The 17,792-nt window shown below is 60.0% G+C and carries 14 protein-coding genes and 2 tRNA genes; 10 read left to right on the plus strand and 6 right to left on the minus strand.

Translation table 11 applies throughout. The features are described 5' to 3' along the window. Positions 1 to 19 precede the first annotated feature (19 nt). Positions 20 to 724 carry a methyl-accepting chemotaxis protein gene (locus tag D906_RS27005; protein WP_371058791.1) on the plus strand — a complete coding sequence of 235 codons (705 nt, stop codon included), beginning with the start codon at positions 20 to 22 and terminating at the stop codon, positions 722 to 724. Between the two features lie 109 nt (positions 725 to 833). On the opposite strand, the gene D906_RS08010 is transcribed toward D906_RS27005, so the two are convergent. From D906_RS08010 to D906_RS08025, 4 genes are all read right to left on the minus strand, one after another. Beyond that, positions 834 to 2,399 (minus strand): iron ABC transporter permease, encoded by a 1,566-nt coding sequence (locus D906_RS08010; protein ID WP_016712314.1) that lies wholly within the window; start codon positions 2,397 to 2,399, stop codon positions 834 to 836. Further along, positions 2,399 to 3,412: an extracellular solute-binding protein gene (locus D906_RS08015; protein ID WP_025752435.1), complete on the minus strand. Its 1,014-nt coding sequence runs from the start codon at positions 3,410 to 3,412 to the stop codon at positions 2,399 to 2,401. Before D906_RS08015 ends, D906_RS08010 begins: the two co-directional genes overlap by 1 nt. Before the next feature lie 274 nt (positions 3,413 to 3,686). Continuing rightward, positions 3,687 to 3,773, minus strand: a tRNA-Leu gene (locus D906_RS08020). A gap of 87 nt (positions 3,774 to 3,860) precedes the next feature. Further along, positions 3,861 to 3,947, minus strand: a tRNA-Leu gene (locus D906_RS08025). A 272-nt stretch (positions 3,948 to 4,219) separates the two neighbouring features. Between D906_RS08025 and rnr the strand changes: the two genes are divergently transcribed. The 7 genes from rnr (at position 4,220) to dnaB (ending at position 11,415) form a co-directional block, all read left to right on the plus strand. Further along, positions 4,220 to 6,805: a ribonuclease R gene (rnr, locus tag D906_RS08030; RefSeq protein WP_019098922.1), complete on the plus strand. Its 2,586-nt coding sequence runs from the start codon at positions 4,220 to 4,222 to the stop codon at positions 6,803 to 6,805. Next, positions 6,802 to 7,548, plus strand: coding sequence for a 23S rRNA (guanosine(2251)-2'-O)-methyltransferase RlmB (gene rlmB / locus D906_RS08035; RefSeq protein ID WP_016712311.1), 747 nt, complete (start codon positions 6,802 to 6,804; stop codon positions 7,546 to 7,548). Before rnr ends, rlmB begins: the two co-directional genes overlap by 4 nt. Before the next feature lie 307 nt (positions 7,549 to 7,855). After that, positions 7,856 to 8,281 (plus strand): 30S ribosomal protein S6, encoded by a 426-nt coding sequence (gene rpsF, locus D906_RS08040; protein WP_003249557.1) that lies wholly within the window; start codon positions 7,856 to 7,858, stop codon positions 8,279 to 8,281. 28 nt (positions 8,282 to 8,309) lie between these two features. Further along, positions 8,310 to 8,540, plus strand: a complete 231-nt coding sequence (gene rpsR, locus D906_RS08045; protein ID WP_003249563.1) for a 30S ribosomal protein S18 — start codon at positions 8,310 to 8,312, stop codon at positions 8,538 to 8,540. A gap of 33 nt (positions 8,541 to 8,573) precedes the next feature. Continuing rightward, positions 8,574 to 9,437 (plus strand): hypothetical protein, encoded by an 864-nt coding sequence (locus D906_RS08050; RefSeq protein WP_019098921.1) that lies wholly within the window; start codon positions 8,574 to 8,576, stop codon positions 9,435 to 9,437. A 20-nt stretch (positions 9,438 to 9,457) separates the two neighbouring features. Then, positions 9,458 to 9,904 (plus strand): 50S ribosomal protein L9, encoded by a 447-nt coding sequence (gene rplI, locus D906_RS08055; RefSeq protein ID WP_003249568.1) that lies wholly within the window; start codon positions 9,458 to 9,460, stop codon positions 9,902 to 9,904. 113 nt (positions 9,905 to 10,017) lie between these two features. Further along, positions 10,018 to 11,415: a replicative DNA helicase gene (gene dnaB / locus D906_RS08060; protein WP_025752446.1), complete on the plus strand. Its 1,398-nt coding sequence runs from the start codon at positions 10,018 to 10,020 to the stop codon at positions 11,413 to 11,415. Between the two features lie 115 nt (positions 11,416 to 11,530). Here the strand turns inward: dnaB and D906_RS08065 are convergent, their stop codons facing one another. Both D906_RS08065 and D906_RS08070 read right to left on the minus strand, forming a co-directional pair. After that, positions 11,531 to 13,198: an ATP-binding cassette domain-containing protein gene (locus D906_RS08065; protein ID WP_027614867.1), complete on the minus strand. Its 1,668-nt coding sequence runs from the start codon at positions 13,196 to 13,198 to the stop codon at positions 11,531 to 11,533. A gap of 1 nt (position 13,199) precedes the next feature. Continuing rightward, on the minus strand, positions 13,200 to 14,354 hold the full coding sequence (locus D906_RS08070; RefSeq protein WP_019098919.1) for a YcaO-like family protein: 1,155 nt from the start codon (positions 14,352 to 14,354) through the stop codon (positions 13,200 to 13,202). Positions 14,355 to 15,001: 647 nt separating this feature from the next. On the opposite strand from D906_RS08070, the gene D906_RS26755 reads away from it, so the two are divergent. Both D906_RS26755 and D906_RS08085 read left to right on the plus strand, forming a co-directional pair. Continuing rightward, positions 15,002 to 15,205: a DUF3077 domain-containing protein gene (locus D906_RS26755; RefSeq protein WP_025752451.1), complete on the plus strand. Its 204-nt coding sequence runs from the start codon at positions 15,002 to 15,004 to the stop codon at positions 15,203 to 15,205. A gap of 247 nt (positions 15,206 to 15,452) precedes the next feature. After that, positions 15,453 to 17,753, plus strand: coding sequence for a YgiQ family radical SAM protein (locus D906_RS08085; RefSeq protein WP_025752453.1), 2,301 nt, complete (start codon positions 15,453 to 15,455; stop codon positions 17,751 to 17,753). The last annotated feature ends 39 nt before the right edge of the window (positions 17,754 to 17,792 follow it).

Consider the following 17,792-nt stretch of genomic DNA (forward strand, 5'->3'; position numbering starts at 1 on the left):
CCTGCGTGACCTTTCGAGCATGGCCGATGAAGCCCAGGCCGAAAGCCATGCGATGCAGGCAGCATTGAAACAGGTGGTGGATATCCGCCAGGCCACCGATGAAAACAGCCGCACCTCGACCCAGCTCGCAGGGCTGATCGAAAACCTGGCTGGCCAGGTAGAGACGGGCTCTCAGGTGATCGAGCGCCTGGCCAAGCAGAGTGAGCAGATCGAAGTAGTGCTGACGGTGATCCACGGCATCGCCGAGCAGACCAACCTGCTGGCGTTGAATGCGGCCATCGAAGCGGCCCGGGCCGGTGAGACCGGGCGCGGCTTTGCCGTGGTGGCTGATGAGGTGCGGGCGTTGGCGAGCAAGACGCAAAGCTCCACGGGGGATATCCAGGCGCATATCGCTGCGCTGCAGAAGGGCGCCAAGGAGGCCGTGGCGACGATCAGCCAGGCCGGTCTGAAGGCCAGCGAAGGGCTGCTGGTGCTGCGTGACAACGAGCGCCGTCAGCAGTCTGTGCAGGCGGCGGTGGAGCAGGTTCACGCAGCTATCGGCCTGGCTACCCGTGCGGCCGAGCAGCAGGCGAGCGGGGCGCAGGCGGTGCGTGGTCGGGTGGAGACTATCCATGCCCAGGCCGAGCGGTCGGCCGAAGTAGTGATGCAGACCACGGCCAGCAGCAAGGTGCTGGATGACCTGGCTGCGCAGTTGCGGGCGAGCCTGGGTCAGTTCAGGGCGTAACCCGGGCTTTGTGGGAGCGGGCGTGCCCGCTCCCGCAGGTATTACACAGGCCTTGAGGGCGGTGCTGTACCTGTGGGAGCTGGCTTGCCGGCGATGAGGGCTGCGAGGTTTATGCCTTGTTCAGGTACATCCGCGTGGTCAGCAGATAAACCGGCAGGCCTGACACCACGATCAGCAAGGCTGCATAGGGCGCCGCCGCCGCGAACTCGACGTTGGCCGTATGCGCCCACACCTCGGTAGCCAGGGTGGTCATACCGGTCGGGCTGAGCAGCAGGGTGGCTGTCAGTTCTTTCATGGCATCCAGAAACACCAGCGCAAACGCTGCCGCCATGGCCGGGAAGATGATCGGCAGGGTCACCCGGCAGAATGCCGTGAAGCTGCTGGCACCCAGGGTGCGCGCGGCTTCCTCCAGTGTTGGCGAGGCCTTGTTCAGTGCGGTGCGCACCGGTGACTGCGCCAATGGCAGGAACAGCAGCGCATACGCCAAGAGCAGCAACGCCGTGGTCTGGTACAGCGCCGGCACGTAGTGCAGGGCGAAGAACACCAAGGTCAGTGCAATCACCAGGCCGGGCAGGGCGTGCAGCAGGTACGGCAAGCGCTCGGCCCAGATCGCAAGACGGCCTTTGTAGCGCACCACCAGGAAGCTGATCGGTAGCGCCAGCAGCACACAGAAACCGGCACCGCCAAGCGACACCGACAGCGAGGTGAACAGCGCCTTGGAGATGGCTCCCACCGGGAAGGCTGCCGACGAACCCACGCTCAGCCAGTAGCCGAGCATGGCCAGTGGGATACCGCTGCCCAGCACTGCCAGGGCCACGCAGAGTAGCTGCGCCGGTACGGCCCAGCCACGCAGTCGCACGGGTTGCGCGCGGCGTGCCACGCCCTGGCCGATGCGCACATGGCGGGCTTTGCCACGTACACGCAATTCCAGCCACAGCATCACCAGGCACATCGCCAACAGCACGGCAGACAGCATGGCCGCGTTGGCATTGCTGAATTCCAGTTCGAACTGCTGGTAGATCGCCGTGGTGAAGGTCTGCAGGCCGAGGATCGACAACGCACCGAACTCCACCAGCATGTGCAGGGCGATCAGCAGCGCTCCGCCGAGCATCGAGGGCCACAGCAGCGGCAAGGTGACCTTGATGAACACGCCCCAGCGGCTACAACCCAGGGTGCGCGCCGACTCCTCCAGCGAGGTGTCGAGGTTGCGCAGGGTGGCGGCCACCGGCAGGAACACCAATGGGTACTTGGACAGGGCCATGACCAGGATGGCCCCGCCCAGCCCTTCGAAGTCCGAGCTCAGCGACACCCAGGTGAAACTGCTGACGAACGACGGCACAGCGAAGGGCAGGCAAAGCACTACGCCCCACAGCCGGCGGCCAGCCAGGTTGCTGCGCTCCAGCAGCCAGGCCAGGGCCAGCCCGACCACCATGCAGGCCAATGTCACCCCGACCATCAGCATCAGGGTATTGCGCATCAGCCCCCAGACAAAGGGGCGCCACAGCAGGTGCAAGGCTTCACGCCAGCCGGCTTCCCAGGCTTTGATGGCGACATACAGCAGCGGCAGCAAGCTCATCGCCACCAGGAACAGCACAGGCAGCACCACCCAGATGGAGGGGCGCTTGCGGCGCGGTACGAAGCGTACCGGCGCCGGCTCGGACAGGGCGGCGGTCATCAGAGCAGGCCGACCTCGCGTTCAAGCTCGATGGCTTCCTCGGCATTGCCCAGGTCGGCTGGCGAGATTTTCGGCGGGCGCAGGTCTTCGAACGGCTTCAGGCCCCGGTCGGAAACCATGCCCTTGTGCAGCGGGTACTCGGCGGTGGTCTGGGTGATCACACGTTGGCCTTCTTCGCTGGCCATCCAGTTGAGCAGTGCCTGGGCTTCTTTCGGGTGCTTGCTGGCCTTGACCACAGCGGCGCCAGAGATGGTCACCAGGTTGCCGGCATCGCCATCTGCCAGGTAGTAGAGCTTGGTGTCGAGCTTGCCGCGTTCGCGTTCAAGTGCGTACCAGTAGTAGTTGTTCACCAGTACCGCAGCCACTTCACCTTTTTCCACGGCTTTGAGGGCGACCATGTTGTTGGTGTAGGTTTTGCCGAAGGCTTTAAGGCCGGTCAGCCATTCTTCGGTGGCTTCACGACCATGCATCTTCAGGATGGCCACGGCCTGCTCCTGGAATGCACCGCTGGTGGGTACGTAGCCGACGCGGCCTTCCCACTCAGGGTTGGCGAAGTCCATCACTGTGGTCGGCAGGTCTTTTTCATCGACCTTCTTCGGGTTGTACACCACGATGCGCGTGCGCGCCGTGATGCCCATCCAGGTGCCGTTGGCGCCCACATACTCCTTGGGCACCATGTTCGCGGTGGCGTCGTCGATCTTCGCCAGCAGGCCCAGTTCGCCCAGGTTGTTCAGGGGCGGGGACTCTTCGGTGTAGATGAGGTCGGCTGGCGAACGGTCGCCCTCCTCGATGATCTGGCTGGCCAGCTGGTTGCTGCTGCCCTTGCGGATATCGATGTGGATGCCGGTCTTGGCCTCGTAGGCCTTGGCGATGGCTTCGCCGATTTCCTTGTGCTGACCGTTGTACATGGTCAGGGTGACCGGTGCGTCTGCCATGGCGGCCGGAGCGCCGATGACCAGGCTCAGCACGGTGGCGGCCAAGGTACGCATCAGCGGTTGCGGGCGGATCGTCATGCGGGTACTTCCTCGCTTACGGCTACATATTTGGAAACAATGGTAAACGAAATCGTTTCTCAAGTGGCCGGGTGACGAGAAATTCATGGTCAGACCAAGGTGTAACAGTCTGAAGGTGTCAGGTATTTCACTACCCGGAAGGCCTGTGATGATTCTGTGGGAGCGGGCGTGCCCGCCAAGAGGGCGGCACAGGTTTGCACCTATGACCGAAAGAGGAGGGATACAAAAAACGCAGGCAAGAAAAAACCCACTAGCAAGCTAGTGGGTTTTTGTATGGTGCCCAGGAGAAGACTCGAACTTCCACGACCGTTAAGTCACTGATACCTGAAACCAGCGCGTCTACCAATTCCGCCACCTGGGCAAAGCTTTACATCATCTGCAGAAGGCGACTATTGTCAGCTTCACACAGTAGTAACAGATCCTTGGTCATCTATTACTTGAAAATATTTGGTGCCCAGGAGAAGACTCGAACTTCCACGGCCGTTAAGCCACTGATACCTGAAACCAGCGCGTCTACCAATTCCGCCACCTGGGCACACATTCGAGGTTACTTGATGCTTTACAGCGTCGTTCATCTCTACTACAACTTCGGGGGTTGTCCGTCGTTGTGGTGCGCACTATACGGACGGTCCGGGGGGCTGTAAACCCCCCAAGCGAAAAAAATTTCAAAAAATTCAACTTGTTGATTCCGCAGGCCTATTCCTGTTCGCCGGAAGCGCCGGTGGGGCTGTCCAAGGCTGACATTTCCGGTTTCAATACGCCTATGCCAGAATTCATATCTATATACCCCAAGGTGAACCCCTTCTGATGGCCGATTGGCAATCCCTCGATCCCGAGGCCGCTCGCGAAGCGGAAAAATACGACAACCCTATCCCCAGCCGTGAGCTGATCCTGCAGCGCCTCGCCGACCGTGGCGAACCGGCCGCGCGTGAGGAGCTGGCGGCCGAGTTCGGTCTGTACGAAGAAGACCAGATCGAAGCCCTGCGCCGCCGCCTGCGTGCCATGGAGCGCGACGGCCAGCTTATCTATACCCGGCGTGGCACTTATGCCCCGGTAGACAAGCTGGACCTGATCTGTGGTCGCGTCTCCGGCCACCGCGATGGCTTCGGCTTCCTTATTCCCGATGACGGCAGCGAAGACCTGTTCCTCAGCCCGTCGCAGATGCGCCTGGTGTTCGACGGTGACCGCGGCCTGGCCCGTGTCTCTGGCGTCGACCGCCGTGGCCGCCGCGAAGGTGCGCTGGTCGAGGTCATCTCCCGTGCCCACGAAAGCGTGGTCGGCCGTTACTTCGAAGAAGGTGGCATTGGCTACGTAACCCCGGACAACCCGAAGATCCAGCAGGAAGTGCTAGTAACCGCCGGGCGTAACGGCGGCGCGAAGATCGGTCAGTTCGTCGAGATCAAGATCACCCACTGGCCAACCCCGCGCTTCCAGCCGCAAGGCGACGTGGTCGAGGTCATCGGCAACTACATGGCACCGGGCATGGAAATCGACGTTGCCTTGCGCAGCTACGACATTCCGCACGTCTGGCCTGATGCTGTCGTCAAGGAAGCGCGCAAGTTCCGCTCCGAAGTCGAAGAGAAGGACAAAGAGAAGCGCGTCGACCTGCGCCACCTGCCGTTCGTCACCATCGACGGTGAGGATGCTCGGGACTTCGACGACGCCGTCTACTGCGAACCGCTGGGCAAGCTGCGCCTGTTCTCCGGTGGCTGGCGCCTGTATGTGGCGATTGCCGACGTGTCCAGCTACGTTCGCCTGGGCTCGGCCCTGGACGTCGAGGCTCAGCAGCGCGGCAACTCGGTGTACTTCCCCGAGCGTGTAGTGCCGATGCTTCCCGAAGAGCTGTCCAACGGCCTGTGCTCGCTGAACCCGCACGTCGACCGTCTGGCCATGGTCTGTGAAATGACCATGAACAAAGCCGGCCAAATGGTCGACTACCAGTTCTACGAAGGCGTTATCCACTCCCACGCCCGCCTGACCTACAACAAGGTCAGCAGCATGCTCGAGCACGCCCGCACCCGCGAAGGCAAGGCGCTGCGCGAGGAATACAAGGAAGTCGTACCGGACCTTAAGAACCTGTACAACCTGTACAAGGTGCTGGTGGATGCCCGTCACACCCGTGGCGCCATCGACTTCGAAACGCAGGAAACCCGCATCATCTTCGGCGACCAGCGCAAGATCGCGGAAATCCGCCCGACCGTGCGCAACGATGCCCACAAGCTGATCGAGGAATGCATGCTGGCGGCCAACGTGGCCACCGCCGAGTTCCTGCAAAAGCACGGCGTGCCAGCCCTGTACCGCGTGCACGACGGCCCGCCGCCGGAGCGCCTGGAAAAGCTGCGCGCCTTCCTCGGTGAGCTGGGCCTGAGCCTGCACAAAGGCAAGGACCCTTCACCGAAGGATTACCAGGCCCTGCTGGCGAGCATCGCCGGGCGCCCGGACTTCCACCTGATCCAGACCGTGATGCTGCGTTCGCTGAGCCAGGCCGTGTACAGCACCGAGAACAATGGCCACTTCGGCCTGAACTACGAGGCGTACACCCACTTTACCTCGCCGATCCGCCGTTACCCGGACCTGCTGGTGCACCGCGCCATCCGCAGCATCATCCGTTCCAAGGTCGATACCCCGCACGTCAAGCGTGCTGGCGCCATGAGCATTCCCAAGGCGCGTATCTACCCGTACGACGAGAACACCCTGGAGCAGCTCGGCGAGCAGTGCTCGATGACCGAGCGTCGGGCCGACGAAGCTACCCGTGACGTGGTGAACTGGCTCAAGTGCGAGTTCATGAAGGATCGCGTGGGCGAGACCTTCCCGGGTGTGATCACCGCCGTGACCGGTTTCGGCCTGTTCGTCGAGCTGACCGACATTTACGTAGAGGGCCTGGTGCACGTCAGTGCGCTGCCGGGCGACTACTACCACTTCGACCCTGTGCACCACCGTCTGTCGGGCGAGCGCACCGGGCGCAGCTTCCGCCTGGGCGACACCATTGAAGTGAAGGTCATGCGTGTGGACCTGGACGAGCGCAAGATCGACTTCGAGGTGTCGGAAAAAACCCTCGCCGCACCGATCGGCCGCAAGCAGCGCGGCGCCGCGTCAGCAGCCGACAAGGTTGAACAGCAGCCGGTAACCGAAGCGAAAGCCACGCCTAAACCGCGTAGCCGCAAGAGCGAAACCGCCGAGGCGTACTTCCCGAAAGACGCCGTGCAGCGTAACGCCGAAGTGCGCAAGAGCCGCGAAATGAAAAAGGCGCTGATGAGCGAGGCACGCAGTGGCGGCCATGCCAGCAGCAAGTCGGACAAAGGTGGCAAGGCCTCCGGCTCCGGCAAGCCGACCAAGCACCGTAAAGGCCCGCCGAAGTCCGGTGCGCCACGCAAGAGCAAGAGCAAGTCATGAGTCAGCTGGAAAAGATCTACGGCGTGCACGCCGTGCAGGCATTGCTGAAGCACCATCCGAAGCGCGTCAAGCAGATCTGGCTGTCGGAAGGGCGCAGCGAGCCACGCCTGGAAACCTTGCTGGCGCTGGCAGCGGAGAACCGCGTGCCGGTCGGCCAGGCTGAACGCCGTGAGCTGGATGCCTGGGTAGAGGGCGTGCACCAGGGCGTGGTCGCCGAGGTCAGCCCAAGCCAGGTGTGGGGCGAGTTGATGCTCGAAGAGTTGCTTGAGCGCACCGAAACGCCGCCGCTGATCCTGGTGCTGGACGGTGTGACCGACCCGCATAACCTCGGCGCGTGCCTGCGCACGGCCGATGCGGCCGGTGCCACGGCTGTGATCGTGCCCAAGGACAAGTCGGCCACCCTGACGCCGGTTGTGCGCAAGGTGGCCTGCGGTGCGGCAGAGGTGATCCCGCTGGTGGCCGTGACCAACCTGGCGCGGACGCTGGAGAAGCTGCAGCAGCGTGGCCTGTGGGTGGTGGGCACTGCCGGCGAGGCCGAGCAGGAGATCTACCAGCAGGACCTGACCGGGCCACTGGTGATGATCATGGGCGCGGAAGGCAAGGGCATGCGCCGGTTGACCCGCGAACATTGCGACTTTTTGGTGAAGTTGCCGATGGGTGGCAGCGTCAGCAGCCTGAACGTTTCGGTGGCGACCGGGGTTTGCCTGTTCGAAGCGGTGCGCCAGCGGCAAGCCAAGCGCTGATCGCGTAAGCCTGTTCCGGCCTCTTCGCGGGTAAACCCGCTCCCACAGGATTTTCACTGTCTTCAAGGCTGTGGGATCCCTGCGGGACCGGTTTTACCCGCGAAAGGGCCGGTAGCCTGAGAATATGTTTCAGACTGTTCAAATATTCACCAGCCTCCTTGCTTGTCCGCCCCGCCTTCTCTACAATTGCGCCCCTTGCCGAGCTGGCAGGCGCTCATGTGCCTCCCCTCCGTGCAAGACATACAGTGTCATTCACTCCTTGTCTGACCAGATTTCCTGGCAGACTACTAACCCGTAAGGAGCATTCATGCGTCATTACGAAATCATCTTCCTGGTTCACCCGGACCAGAGCGAACAAGTCGGCGGCATGGTTGAGCGTTACACCAAGCTGATCGAAGAAGATGGTGGCAAAATCCACCGCCTGGAAGACTGGGGCCGTCGTCAACTGGCCTACGCAATCAACAATGTTCACAAGGCTCACTACGTGATGCTGAACGTTGAGTGCACCGGCAAGGCCCTGGCCGAGCTGGAAGACAACTTCCGCTACAACGATGCCGTTATCCGTAACCTGGTCATCCGTCGCGACGAAGCCGTTACCGGCCAGTCCGAGATGCTGAAGGCTGAAGAGAACCGCAGCGAGCGCCGTGAGCGTCGCGAGCGTCCTGAGCATGCTGACTCCGCCGAAGGCGACGACAGCAATGACAGCGACTCCAGCGATAACGCTGACGAGTAATCCACGGACCTTTAGAGGAGCCTATTAAATGGCACGTTTCTTCCGTCGTCGTAAATTCTGCCGCTTCACTGCTGAAGACGTGAAAGAGATCGACTTCAAAGATCTCAACACCCTGAAAGCTTACGTATCCGAAACCGGCAAGATCGTTCCAAGCCGTATCACCGGTACCAAAGCTCGTTATCAGCGTCAGCTGGCTACCGCTATCAAGCGCGCCCGCTTCCTGGCCCTGCTGCCCTACACCGACAGCCACGGCCGCTGAGACCGGGTCGTCGACAAGCAGTAAGGGATTAGCATGCGAGCGTTAGCAAGTTTCATCATGCGCGGTCGTGTGCAGGCCACCCTGGTGGTGGTCATCAGCGCGGTACTGCCGCTGCTGTTCTGGTTGAGTGCCGCTGCCAGCAGCCTTGTGCTGCTGCGGCGTGGGTTCAAGGATGCTACAACGGTCATCGCCGGCGGCCTGCTGGCCGGGCTGGCCGTGTGGGTCATGGGCGATCCCATCACCTTTCTGGTGATTGCGGGTGCCCTGGCCCTGGCCGCCATGCTGCGTGCCGAGCATCCCTGGAGCCGGGTGTTGCTGGCCAGTGCCGTGTTCGCCGTGGCGTTTAGCCTCGTGCTTGATCTGGCGCTGGCGCAAACCTTCGATGTGCTGGCCAAGGCGTTTGCCGAGGCCATGCCCAAAATCGAAGGGCAACCGGTGCTCTCCGGTGAGCTGATCCGCCCTGTGCTGGTCGCTTCCACAGCAGTGACGGTGCAATTGTTCAGTGTGTTGGCGTTAATGCTGGCGCGCTACTGGCAGGCAGCGTTGTACAACCCTGGAGGCTTCGGTCGCGAGTTTCGCGAACTGAAGTTGCCGAAACAGACCATGGCGGTCTTGGTGGCAGTGATGGTGGTGGCGCCGTTTATCGGCCCGCAGTTCATCATCCTGGCATCGGCTTCCAGCCTGGTTCTGGTGCTGGCCGGCATCGCCTTGATGCACGGGCTGGTGGCACAGGGCCGACTGGCCGGTTTCTGGCTGGTGGGCATGTACGTGACGCTGCCGCTGATCATGCAGCTGATTTATCCGTTGCTGGTGGTTTTGGCCATTGTCGACAGCCTGATTGATTTTCGCGGTCGCAAGTCCCCCAAGGGGAATGACTCCGCGAACGGTGAAGGTTAAAAGTTAAGAGGTTTTACCAAATGGAACTGATCCTGCTGGAAAAAGTCGCTAACCTGGGCAACCTGGGCGACAAAGTAAAAGTTAAGGCTGGTTACGGCCGTAACTTCCTGCTGCCATTCGGCAAGGCCACCGTTGCCAACGCCGCCAACCTGGCTGCGTTCGAAGAGCGTCGCGCCGAGCTGGAAAAAGCAGCCGCTGACAAGAAAGCTTCGGCTGAAAGCCGCGCTGCCCAACTGGCCGAGCTGGAAGTGACCATCACTGCCACCGCTGGCGACGAAGGCAAGCTGTTCGGTTCGATCGGCACCCACGACATCGCTGACGCCCTGACCGCCTCCGGCGTTGAAGTGGCCAAAGCTGAAGTTCGTCTGCCGAACGGCACCATCCGTCAGGTTGGCGAATACGACGTAGCCGTGCACCTGCACAGCGACGTTGAAGCCACCGTACGCGTGGTTGTCGTAGCTGCCTAAGCTGCGCTGACTGGCTGGCTCCTTGCGAGCCGGGCGGTTAACATCGGGCACGGTCCTGTTTTCGACAGGCCGTGCCCTTTGTCTTTTTCATCCTCCAGAATTCTTTCGTGGCCATGAACGAGATCACCACCTCCGAACAGCTAGACCTGCAAACCGCAGCCCTGAAGGTGCCGCCGCATTCCATTGAGGCCGAACAGGCCGTGCTCGGTGGCCTGATGCTGGACAACAACGCCTGGGAGCGGGTGCTGGATCAGGTGTCGGATGGCGACTTCTACCGGCATGACCACCGCCTGATCTTCCGTGCCGTGCACAAGTTGGCCGACGCCAACCAGCCATTCGACGTGGTGACCCTGCATGAGCAACTGGACAAAGAAGGCCTCTCATCGCAAATCGGCGGCTTGGCGTACCTGGCCGAGCTGGCCAAGAACACCCCGTCGGTGGCCAACATCAAGGCCTATGCCGCGATCATTCGCGAGCGGGCCACGTTGCGCCAACTGATCAGCATCAGTACCGACATCGCCGACAACGCCTTCAACCCGCAGGGGCGTAACGCCGAAGAAATCCTCGACGATGCCGAACGGCAGATCTTCCAGATCGCCGAGGCGCGGCCGAAAACCGGCGGCCCGGTCGGCGTCAACGAACTGTTGACCATGGCCATCGACCGTATCGATACGCTGTTCAACTCCGACAGCGATATCACCGGCGTGTCCACCGGCTTTACTGACCTGGATGAAAAAACCAGTGGCCTGCAGGCTGCCGACCTGATCATCGTCGCGGGCCGTCCGTCGATGGGTAAGACCACCTTCGCCATGAACCTGGTGGAAAACGCCGTGCTGCGTACCGACAAGGCAGTGCTGGTGTTCTCCCTCGAAATGCCAGGCGAATCGCTGATCATGCGTATGCTTTCGTCGCTGGGCCGTATCGACCAGACCAAGGTACGTTCCGGCCAGCTGGACGACGATGACTGGCCGCGCCTGACCTCGGCGGTGAACCTGCTCAACGACCGCAAGCTGTTCATCGACGATACCGCCGGTATCAGCCCCTCGGAAATGCGCGCCCGTACCCGTCGGCTGGCCCGTGAGCACGGCGAAATTGCCATGATCATGGTCGACTACCTGCAGTTGATGCAGATTCCGGGGTCGGCCGGCGACAACCGGACCAACGAAATTTCCGAAATCTCCCGCTCGCTCAAGGCCCTGGCCAAGGAATTCAACTGCCCGGTCATCGCCCTGTCGCAGCTGAACCGCTCCCTGGAACAGCGCCCGAACAAACGCCCGGTGAACTCCGACTTGCGTGAATCTGGTGCAATCGAGCAGGACGCCGACGTGATCATGTTCGTGTACCGCGACGAGGTGTACCACCCCGAGACCGAGCACAAGGGCGTGGCCGAAATCATCATCGGTAAGCAGCGTAACGGCCCCATCGGCTTCGTACGCCTGGCGTTCATCGGCAAGTACACCCGCTTCGAAAACCTCGCGCCGGGTATGTACAACTTCGATGATGATGAATAAAGCGCGGTTTAATTAGGCTGCGAATATCTACCGGCTTAACAGGAACTCTGTGGGAGCGGCTCCAGCCGCGAAGAATCCATCGCGGAGGATGCACCGGCTATGCCGGTGTTCGCGGCTAAAGCCGCTCCCACAGGGTGTGCGGTGCGCCTGCTGGCTCAGTGTTCTGAGCGATCTTCGGTCTTGCTTGACTGATGATGCGCCCCTCGCTCAGGGTGATAACCCGGTCAAACCGCGACAACGCGCTCTGATCATGCGTCACGCAGATCAACCCCTTCCCTTGGAATGTTTCGAATAACAGGTCCCAGGTGCGCTCTGCCGACCCGGCATCAAGCCCAGCTGTGGGCTCGTCAAAGAAATTGAATTCGCCGGGCCGGTTAAGCAAGCGTAGCAACGTCAACCTGCGTGCTTCTCCACCCGAAATGGATTCTGCGCGTGCGTCCAGTTCAAGCTCGTACCAGTCTTTGCTTAGCCCCAGGCACTCAAGCCATCGTTCGATTTGAGCGCGATCATGAGCATGCTCGAACAATACCGCCCGGGGCATTGAACCGGGTATGAAGTGCGCATCCTGAGGGCAGAGTCGTAAACTATTGAACTGCTCACGCCCGTCGAGTGCAGCTAGGCACCTGCCGTGCAAGTGAACATGCCTGCGCAACTGGAATACCGTTCCTGCCAGCGCATGCAGAAGTGTGGACTTGCCGCACCCGCTGGGCCCAACCAGCGCAACCCGTTCTCCTGCACGAATTACCAAGGGCTCATCGATCAGCAGTTGCAGCGCGTTTCGAGCGCTGAGTTGGCAGGGGGTAATGCAAAGCCCTGCGTTTTCATCTGAGGGCTCTGCCTTTATGGATTCTGTCGGGCCGAACACCGGAAGTTGCAGCCAGTGTTCGAGCTTGCGTTTGTCGAGCCGGAACTGATCGAGCAATCGCCAGGCTTCCGCCAGTTGTGCAACGCCGGCGAGCAACCCACTCACCAGAGTAAAGAGGGCAACAAGCTCGCCCAGGCTCAGATGCGGTGTTGCCTGGGATTGATCATGGATACCCCACAACAGCAAACCACCACTGCCCAGGCCAATGAACAGGGTGCGCAGGCCCTGTAGCCATCCGCCACTGTAGGCAACCCCTACCGCCGAGTCGGCATAGCCCGATAGTGTCTGGTTGACCGGAATCATTGCGGCATCCTCGGCCTTTTCCAGCTTGACCGTTGACGCGCTGGCGAAGGTGTCAACCCATTGTTCCGCCAGTTCGTCTTCTCGCGAGTTGACTGCTTCGATACGGGGGCGACGCCAGCGCACCAGTCGATCGTTTGTCCACAGATACGCCAAGCTCAAGGGGACGAGGCCGATCAATACCGAGGTAGCCCCGAGGTACGCAAACAGCGCGACCAGCACCACTGCTTCGGCCAAGACCGGCCACGCCGAGCCAATCAGAAAGCCTAGCCACCGCTCCTGGGCCGTTATTCCTCTATCCAGTACCTTTACCAAGGTTCCGCCATGGAGTTGTCCATAAGCCTCGAAACGTTTGTCCAGCAACCCTCGGCACCAGCGCATGGAAAGCTGCTTCACGCGCTCTTGGCAGAGCCGCGCAAGGCACCAGGCTTGTAAAGGGGTCAACGAGGCTTGTAGTGCGACAAGGCATATGAAGGCACCGAGCAGAACGAGAGAAGACGTGGCCGAGGTAGACAGGTTGTCGATAATGTCAGCCAGGATCAGGGCAGGTACGACGGTCGCGACTTTGAGAATTAAGGTCGCGCTCAGGGCGGCGAGGAGGCCTCGGTAAATATGCATATCATTGCCTTATGCCTTTGAATGCGCTCTGCGGCGCGACTGGAATTCCGGACCTTATCAAGTGGAAGCGCTCCAGTCCGGGTATGAAAACTTGTACGACTGTGGCGAGGTTGGGGTGCTCATATAGTGTGCGGTAGAATACAGTTTTATTATCCTTGCCCAGGTTGATCAGCGTGCGCTTGATCTGTCCACGTACGCTTAGCTCTATACGAGGTGGATGATATTCAGGCACGTTGTACTTAGGGCATGGGTGCAGAAGTGAGGAAAGTTTTGCCGAGTAGGTGAGCACTTTCTCCGTGGTGAGATCTTCTTGTTTTTCTTTCGGTCCAGAAAGCTGTTCGCACTGCATCTGTTCAGTTACAGCGCGGTACATTGCAATGGATGGATTTATGGAACTTCCCGAGCCGACGCCGCTGAGAGAGCCTTCTTTTTTGCTGCGAGAAATAGCAATGCAAAATGGAACGTCATAGAAATCGTGGGTTAAGTATATATCTAGTTTTTTCGCATGGCAGAGAAGCTTGGTGTCATGTGCAAAAGTCTCTTCCAGGAAAGAATTGGAGGGTCGATAGATTTCTGGGGGTGAGTTCAGCTTGCAAAGCGATAGATAGTACATTGACAAGGCGTGACGTTCGATAGCTTCATTTATGGCGTGTAAGAGAGCTTCGCTCTCGGTGCAGCCAATAGCTGTTCCAGAGTTGCTCGCATATTTTGCAAGGAATCCTGCTGCAGTTTTCTCAATTGCTTTAAGGTTGCTGGAGGAGGGGGCTATCAATATCGCTGGGATTTTTATTTCATTGTGGCTGTCCAATGCGTGAAGTGCAAAATAAGGTATTTTGCAGCTAGGCGGGATAGACTTTAGTAGCCAGTCGTCGAAAGGAGCTATGGATTGTAGGATTTTGTCACTTTCGATGATGTTTGGAATGGCCTTGTCGACGAAGTAATGCTCTAGGCTCTCGGCAAGGGCTCCTAGCTCACAATGCTCCCCCTTTCCTGCTCCGCAAGAGATCTCCCTGTAGGTGCTGTCGTATAAGTGGCATGTGGCGACCAAGTTATTATTTTTTGATAGTTTTGTTTTCGAGTGAAAGCCTAGATGCTGATGTAGCTTTGTCAGGCGGTTGTAGGCTTCTTCTGTGGTCAACTCGCGTTCGGTGATCATCTTTAGCTCCTAGGTCAGGCTAGAAGGGGCAAAGCCCCTTCTGGCTTATTGCTTACAGCATGTTGAGGAAGTCAACCTCGGATTCGGTAAATGTGTAGTTCATCACGCGAGAGATCTGAGGCATGTTGATTTCAGAACGACGACGTCCCATGGCTATTGCTCCTTTAAGGTTGATTTGAGTGCGCTCGTTGCGCAGGGCTTTTGTATCACTTGTTTTTTTCTTGGTTCAAGAGCTGCCCGGAATTTGTTGCGGAAAGCTAGCGTAGGAATTTTTTCTGGTATTCGTAGTTCTATTCCTACAATTTTCCTGCGAGGTAGAAAAATCATCCATTAATTAATGGGTTAACGCTTATGGAGGGTTAATGGGGATAAATGTTTTGTAAAATACTTAAAGGACTACGACCCTCCAGTAGAGGGGCGGGTCATGATTGGTCCTGGCGAATGTAGTTTTTCTGGTTAATCCCGATCAGGGAACGAATGCTGTGCACCGTAAGCCATTGGGCTTGCTTGATAGTGGCTGTGTACGGGAGGTTTTCGAACCTGCCATTTTTTGTTCTATGTGATGTAGGGGGAGGTGCACGCTGTAAGGCCTCATTGATATATCGCCTGGACGGGCCTTTCGCGGGCAAGACCGCTCCCACTGGTAGGTGCCAGTCGTAGAGTCTGTGGTAATCCAGTGGGTTTACCCACGAGATGCCCGAGAGCAATCTTCGGAGTGGATGGGGTATGTGCGCGAGTTGATCATCACCCGGGTGATGGATGAGAAGCCGATGATGATCTGGGCTACCCATTACCCGAGTGCGATGGCCAAGGCGCTGATGGATGATGCTGAGTTGGGGATGAGGCAGTGAGGGTTTGGCTTCAGGTGGTGTGAGGGCCGCCACGTGTTCGCCACAACATTTTCTGCGCCTATGAAATCGAGCGCCGCCCGCGCGGCGCTCGATGTGGGCGCCACCGCAAACCTCAAGCCAGGCACTTCGCAGCCCGCATCCAATGGTCGCCCCCCCACCAATCCCCACGAAGACAGTCGGATTTGGTCAAAATTTGTGCTATATTCCGCGCCCGCGATTTCCCTGCACACCAGAACCGGTCACTGACATGCAAGCAGCCAAACCACTCTACGACTATCCCAAGTACTGGGCCGAATGCTTCGGGCCAGCACCTTTCCTGCCGATGAGCAGGGAGGAGATGGATCTGCTCGGCTGGGATTCCTGCGACATCATCATCGTGACCGGTGATGCCTACGTCGACCATCCGTCGTTCGGCATGGCCATCATCGGCCGCCTGCTGGAGGCCCAGGGCTTCCGCGTGGGCATCATTGCCCAGCCGAACTGGCAGTCGAAAGACGACTTCATGAAGCTCGGCGAGCCGAACCTGTTCTTCGGTGTGGCCGCGGGCAACATGGACTCGATGATCAACCGCTACACCGCAGACAAGAAGATGCGTTCGGACGATGCCTACACCCCTGGTGGCCTGGCCGGCAGCCGTCCGGACCGCGCCAGCCTGGTGTACAGCCAGCGCTGCAAGGAAGCCTACAAGCACGTGCCGATCGTACTCGGCGGTATTGAAGCTTCGCTGCGCCGGATCGCCCATTACGACTACTGGCAGGACAAGGTCCGCCACTCGATCCTGATCGACGCCAGCGCCGACATCCTGCTGTTCGGAAACGCCGAGCGCGCGGTGGTCGAAGTGGCCCAGCGCCTGTCCAACGGCGAGAAAATCGAAAGCATCACCGACGTGCGCGGCACTGCCTTCGTGCGCCGTGATACCCCGCAAGGCTGGTACGAGATCGACTCCACACGTATCGACCGCCCAGGCCGCGTGGACAAGATCATCAACCCGTACGTGAACACCCAGGACACCCAGGCCTGCGCGATCGAGCAGGCCAAGGGCGACCAGGAAGACCCGAACGAAGCCAAGGTGGTGCAGATTCTCGACAGCCCGAGCGTGACCCGTGAAAAATCGGTGATCCGCCTGCCGTCGTTCGAAAAGGTGCGTAACGACCCGGTTCTCTACGCCCACGCCAACCGCGTGCTGCACCTGGAGACTAACCCGGGCAACGCCCGCGCCCTCGTGCAGAAGCACGGCGAAGTGGATGTGTGGTTCAACCCGCCGCCCATCCCCATGAGCACCGAAGAAATGGACTACGTGTTCGGCATGCCGTACGCCCGTGTGCCGCACCCGGCCTATGGCAAGGAGCGCATCCCGGCCTACGAGATGATCCGTTTCTCGGTGAACATCATGCGTGGCTGCTTCGGTGGCTGCACCTTCTGCTCGATCACCGAGCACGAGGGCCGCATCATCCAGAACCGCTCGCACGAGTCGATCCTGAATGAAATCGAAGAGATGCGCGACAAGGTGCCGGGCTTCACCGGCGTGGTCTCCGACCTTGGTGGCCCGACTGCCAACATGTACCGCATCGCCTGCAAGAGCCACGATATCGAGAAGCACTGCCGCAAGCCGTCGTGCGTGTTCCCCGGCATCTGCGAAAACCTCAACACCGACCACAGCTCGTTGATCGAGCTGTACCGCAAGGCCCGTGCCTTGCCGGGTGTGAAGAAGATCCTGATCGCCTCGGGCCTGCGTTACGACTTGGCCGTCGAGTCGCCGGAGTACGTGAAGGAGCTGGTTACCCACCATGTGGGCGGTTACCTGAAGATTGCCCCGGAGCACACCGAGCGTGGCCCGCTGGACAAGATGATGAAGCCGGGCATCGGCACCTACGACCGCTTCAAGCGCATGTTCGAGAAGTTCTCGAAAGAGGCGGGCAAGGAACAGTACCTGATCCCGTACTTCATCGCCGCGCACCCGGGCACCACTGACGAAGACATGATGAACCTGGCCCTGTGGCTGAAGGGTAACGGCTTCCGCGCCGACCAGGTGCAGGCGTTTTACCCGTCGCCGATGGCTTCGGCCACGGCCATGTATCACTCGGGCAAGAACCCGCTGCGCAAGGTGACCTACAAGAGCGAAGGGGTGGAGATCGTCAAGAGCGACGAGCAGCGCCGCCTGCACAAGGCGTTCTTGCGCTACCACGACCCGAAAGGCTGGCCGATGCTGCGTGAGGCGCTGCAGCGCATGGGCCGTGCCGACCTGATCGGGCCGGGCAAGCACCAGTTGATCCCGCTGCACCAGCCGCAGACCGATACCTACCAGAGCGCACGCCGCAAAAACTCGACGCCGGCGGGCAGCCACAAGGTGGGCAAGGATCAGAAGATCCTTACCCAGCACACCGGCCTGCCACCGCGTGCCAGCGATGGCAGCAAGCCGTGGGACAAACGCGAGAAGGCCAAGGCCGAGGCGTTTGCGCGTAACGAGAAGGCGGCCAAAGAGCGCAAGGAAGCAGCCAAGGGTGGCAAGGGCAACAAGAAGCCGCGTCAGCCAGTGATCCCGCGCTGATTGATGAATTTCGGGGCTGCAAATCAGCCCCGAAATCTC

The sequence above is a fragment of the Pseudomonas sp. LAIL14HWK12:I1 genome (genome assembly GCF_003202095.1).
GTDB lineage: Bacteria > Pseudomonadota > Gammaproteobacteria > Pseudomonadales > Pseudomonadaceae > Aquipseudomonas > Aquipseudomonas monteilii.

Bases quoted from the DNA above. Each gene is read 5' to 3' on its own strand.
- D906_RS27005 (WP_371058791.1), top strand. From the start codon at position 20: ATGGCCGATGAAGCCCAGGCCGAAAGCCATGCGATGCAGGCAGCATTG.
- D906_RS08010 (WP_016712314.1), bottom strand. From the start codon at position 2,399: ATGACCGCCGCCCTGTCCGAGCCGGCGCCGGTACGCTTCGTACCGCGC.
- D906_RS08015 (WP_025752435.1), bottom strand. From the start codon at position 3,412: ATGACGATCCGCCCGCAACCGCTGATGCGTACCTTGGCCGCCACCGTG.
- rnr (WP_019098922.1), top strand. From the start codon at position 4,220: ATGGCCGATTGGCAATCCCTCGATCCCGAGGCCGCTCGCGAAGCGGAA.
- rlmB (WP_016712311.1), top strand. From the start codon at position 6,802: ATGAGTCAGCTGGAAAAGATCTACGGCGTGCACGCCGTGCAGGCATTG.
- rpsF (WP_003249557.1), top strand. From the start codon at position 7,856: ATGCGTCATTACGAAATCATCTTCCTGGTTCACCCGGACCAGAGCGAA.
- rpsR (WP_003249563.1), top strand. From the start codon at position 8,310: ATGGCACGTTTCTTCCGTCGTCGTAAATTCTGCCGCTTCACTGCTGAA.
- D906_RS08050 (WP_019098921.1), top strand. From the start codon at position 8,574: ATGCGAGCGTTAGCAAGTTTCATCATGCGCGGTCGTGTGCAGGCCACC.
- rplI (WP_003249568.1), top strand. From the start codon at position 9,458: ATGGAACTGATCCTGCTGGAAAAAGTCGCTAACCTGGGCAACCTGGGC.
- dnaB (WP_025752446.1), top strand. From the start codon at position 10,018: ATGAACGAGATCACCACCTCCGAACAGCTAGACCTGCAAACCGCAGCC.
- D906_RS08065 (WP_027614867.1), bottom strand. From the start codon at position 13,198: ATGCATATTTACCGAGGCCTCCTCGCCGCCCTGAGCGCGACCTTAATT.
- D906_RS08070 (WP_019098919.1), bottom strand. From the start codon at position 14,354: ATGATCACCGAACGCGAGTTGACCACAGAAGAAGCCTACAACCGCCTG.
- D906_RS08085 (WP_025752453.1), top strand. From the start codon at position 15,453: ATGCAAGCAGCCAAACCACTCTACGACTATCCCAAGTACTGGGCCGAA.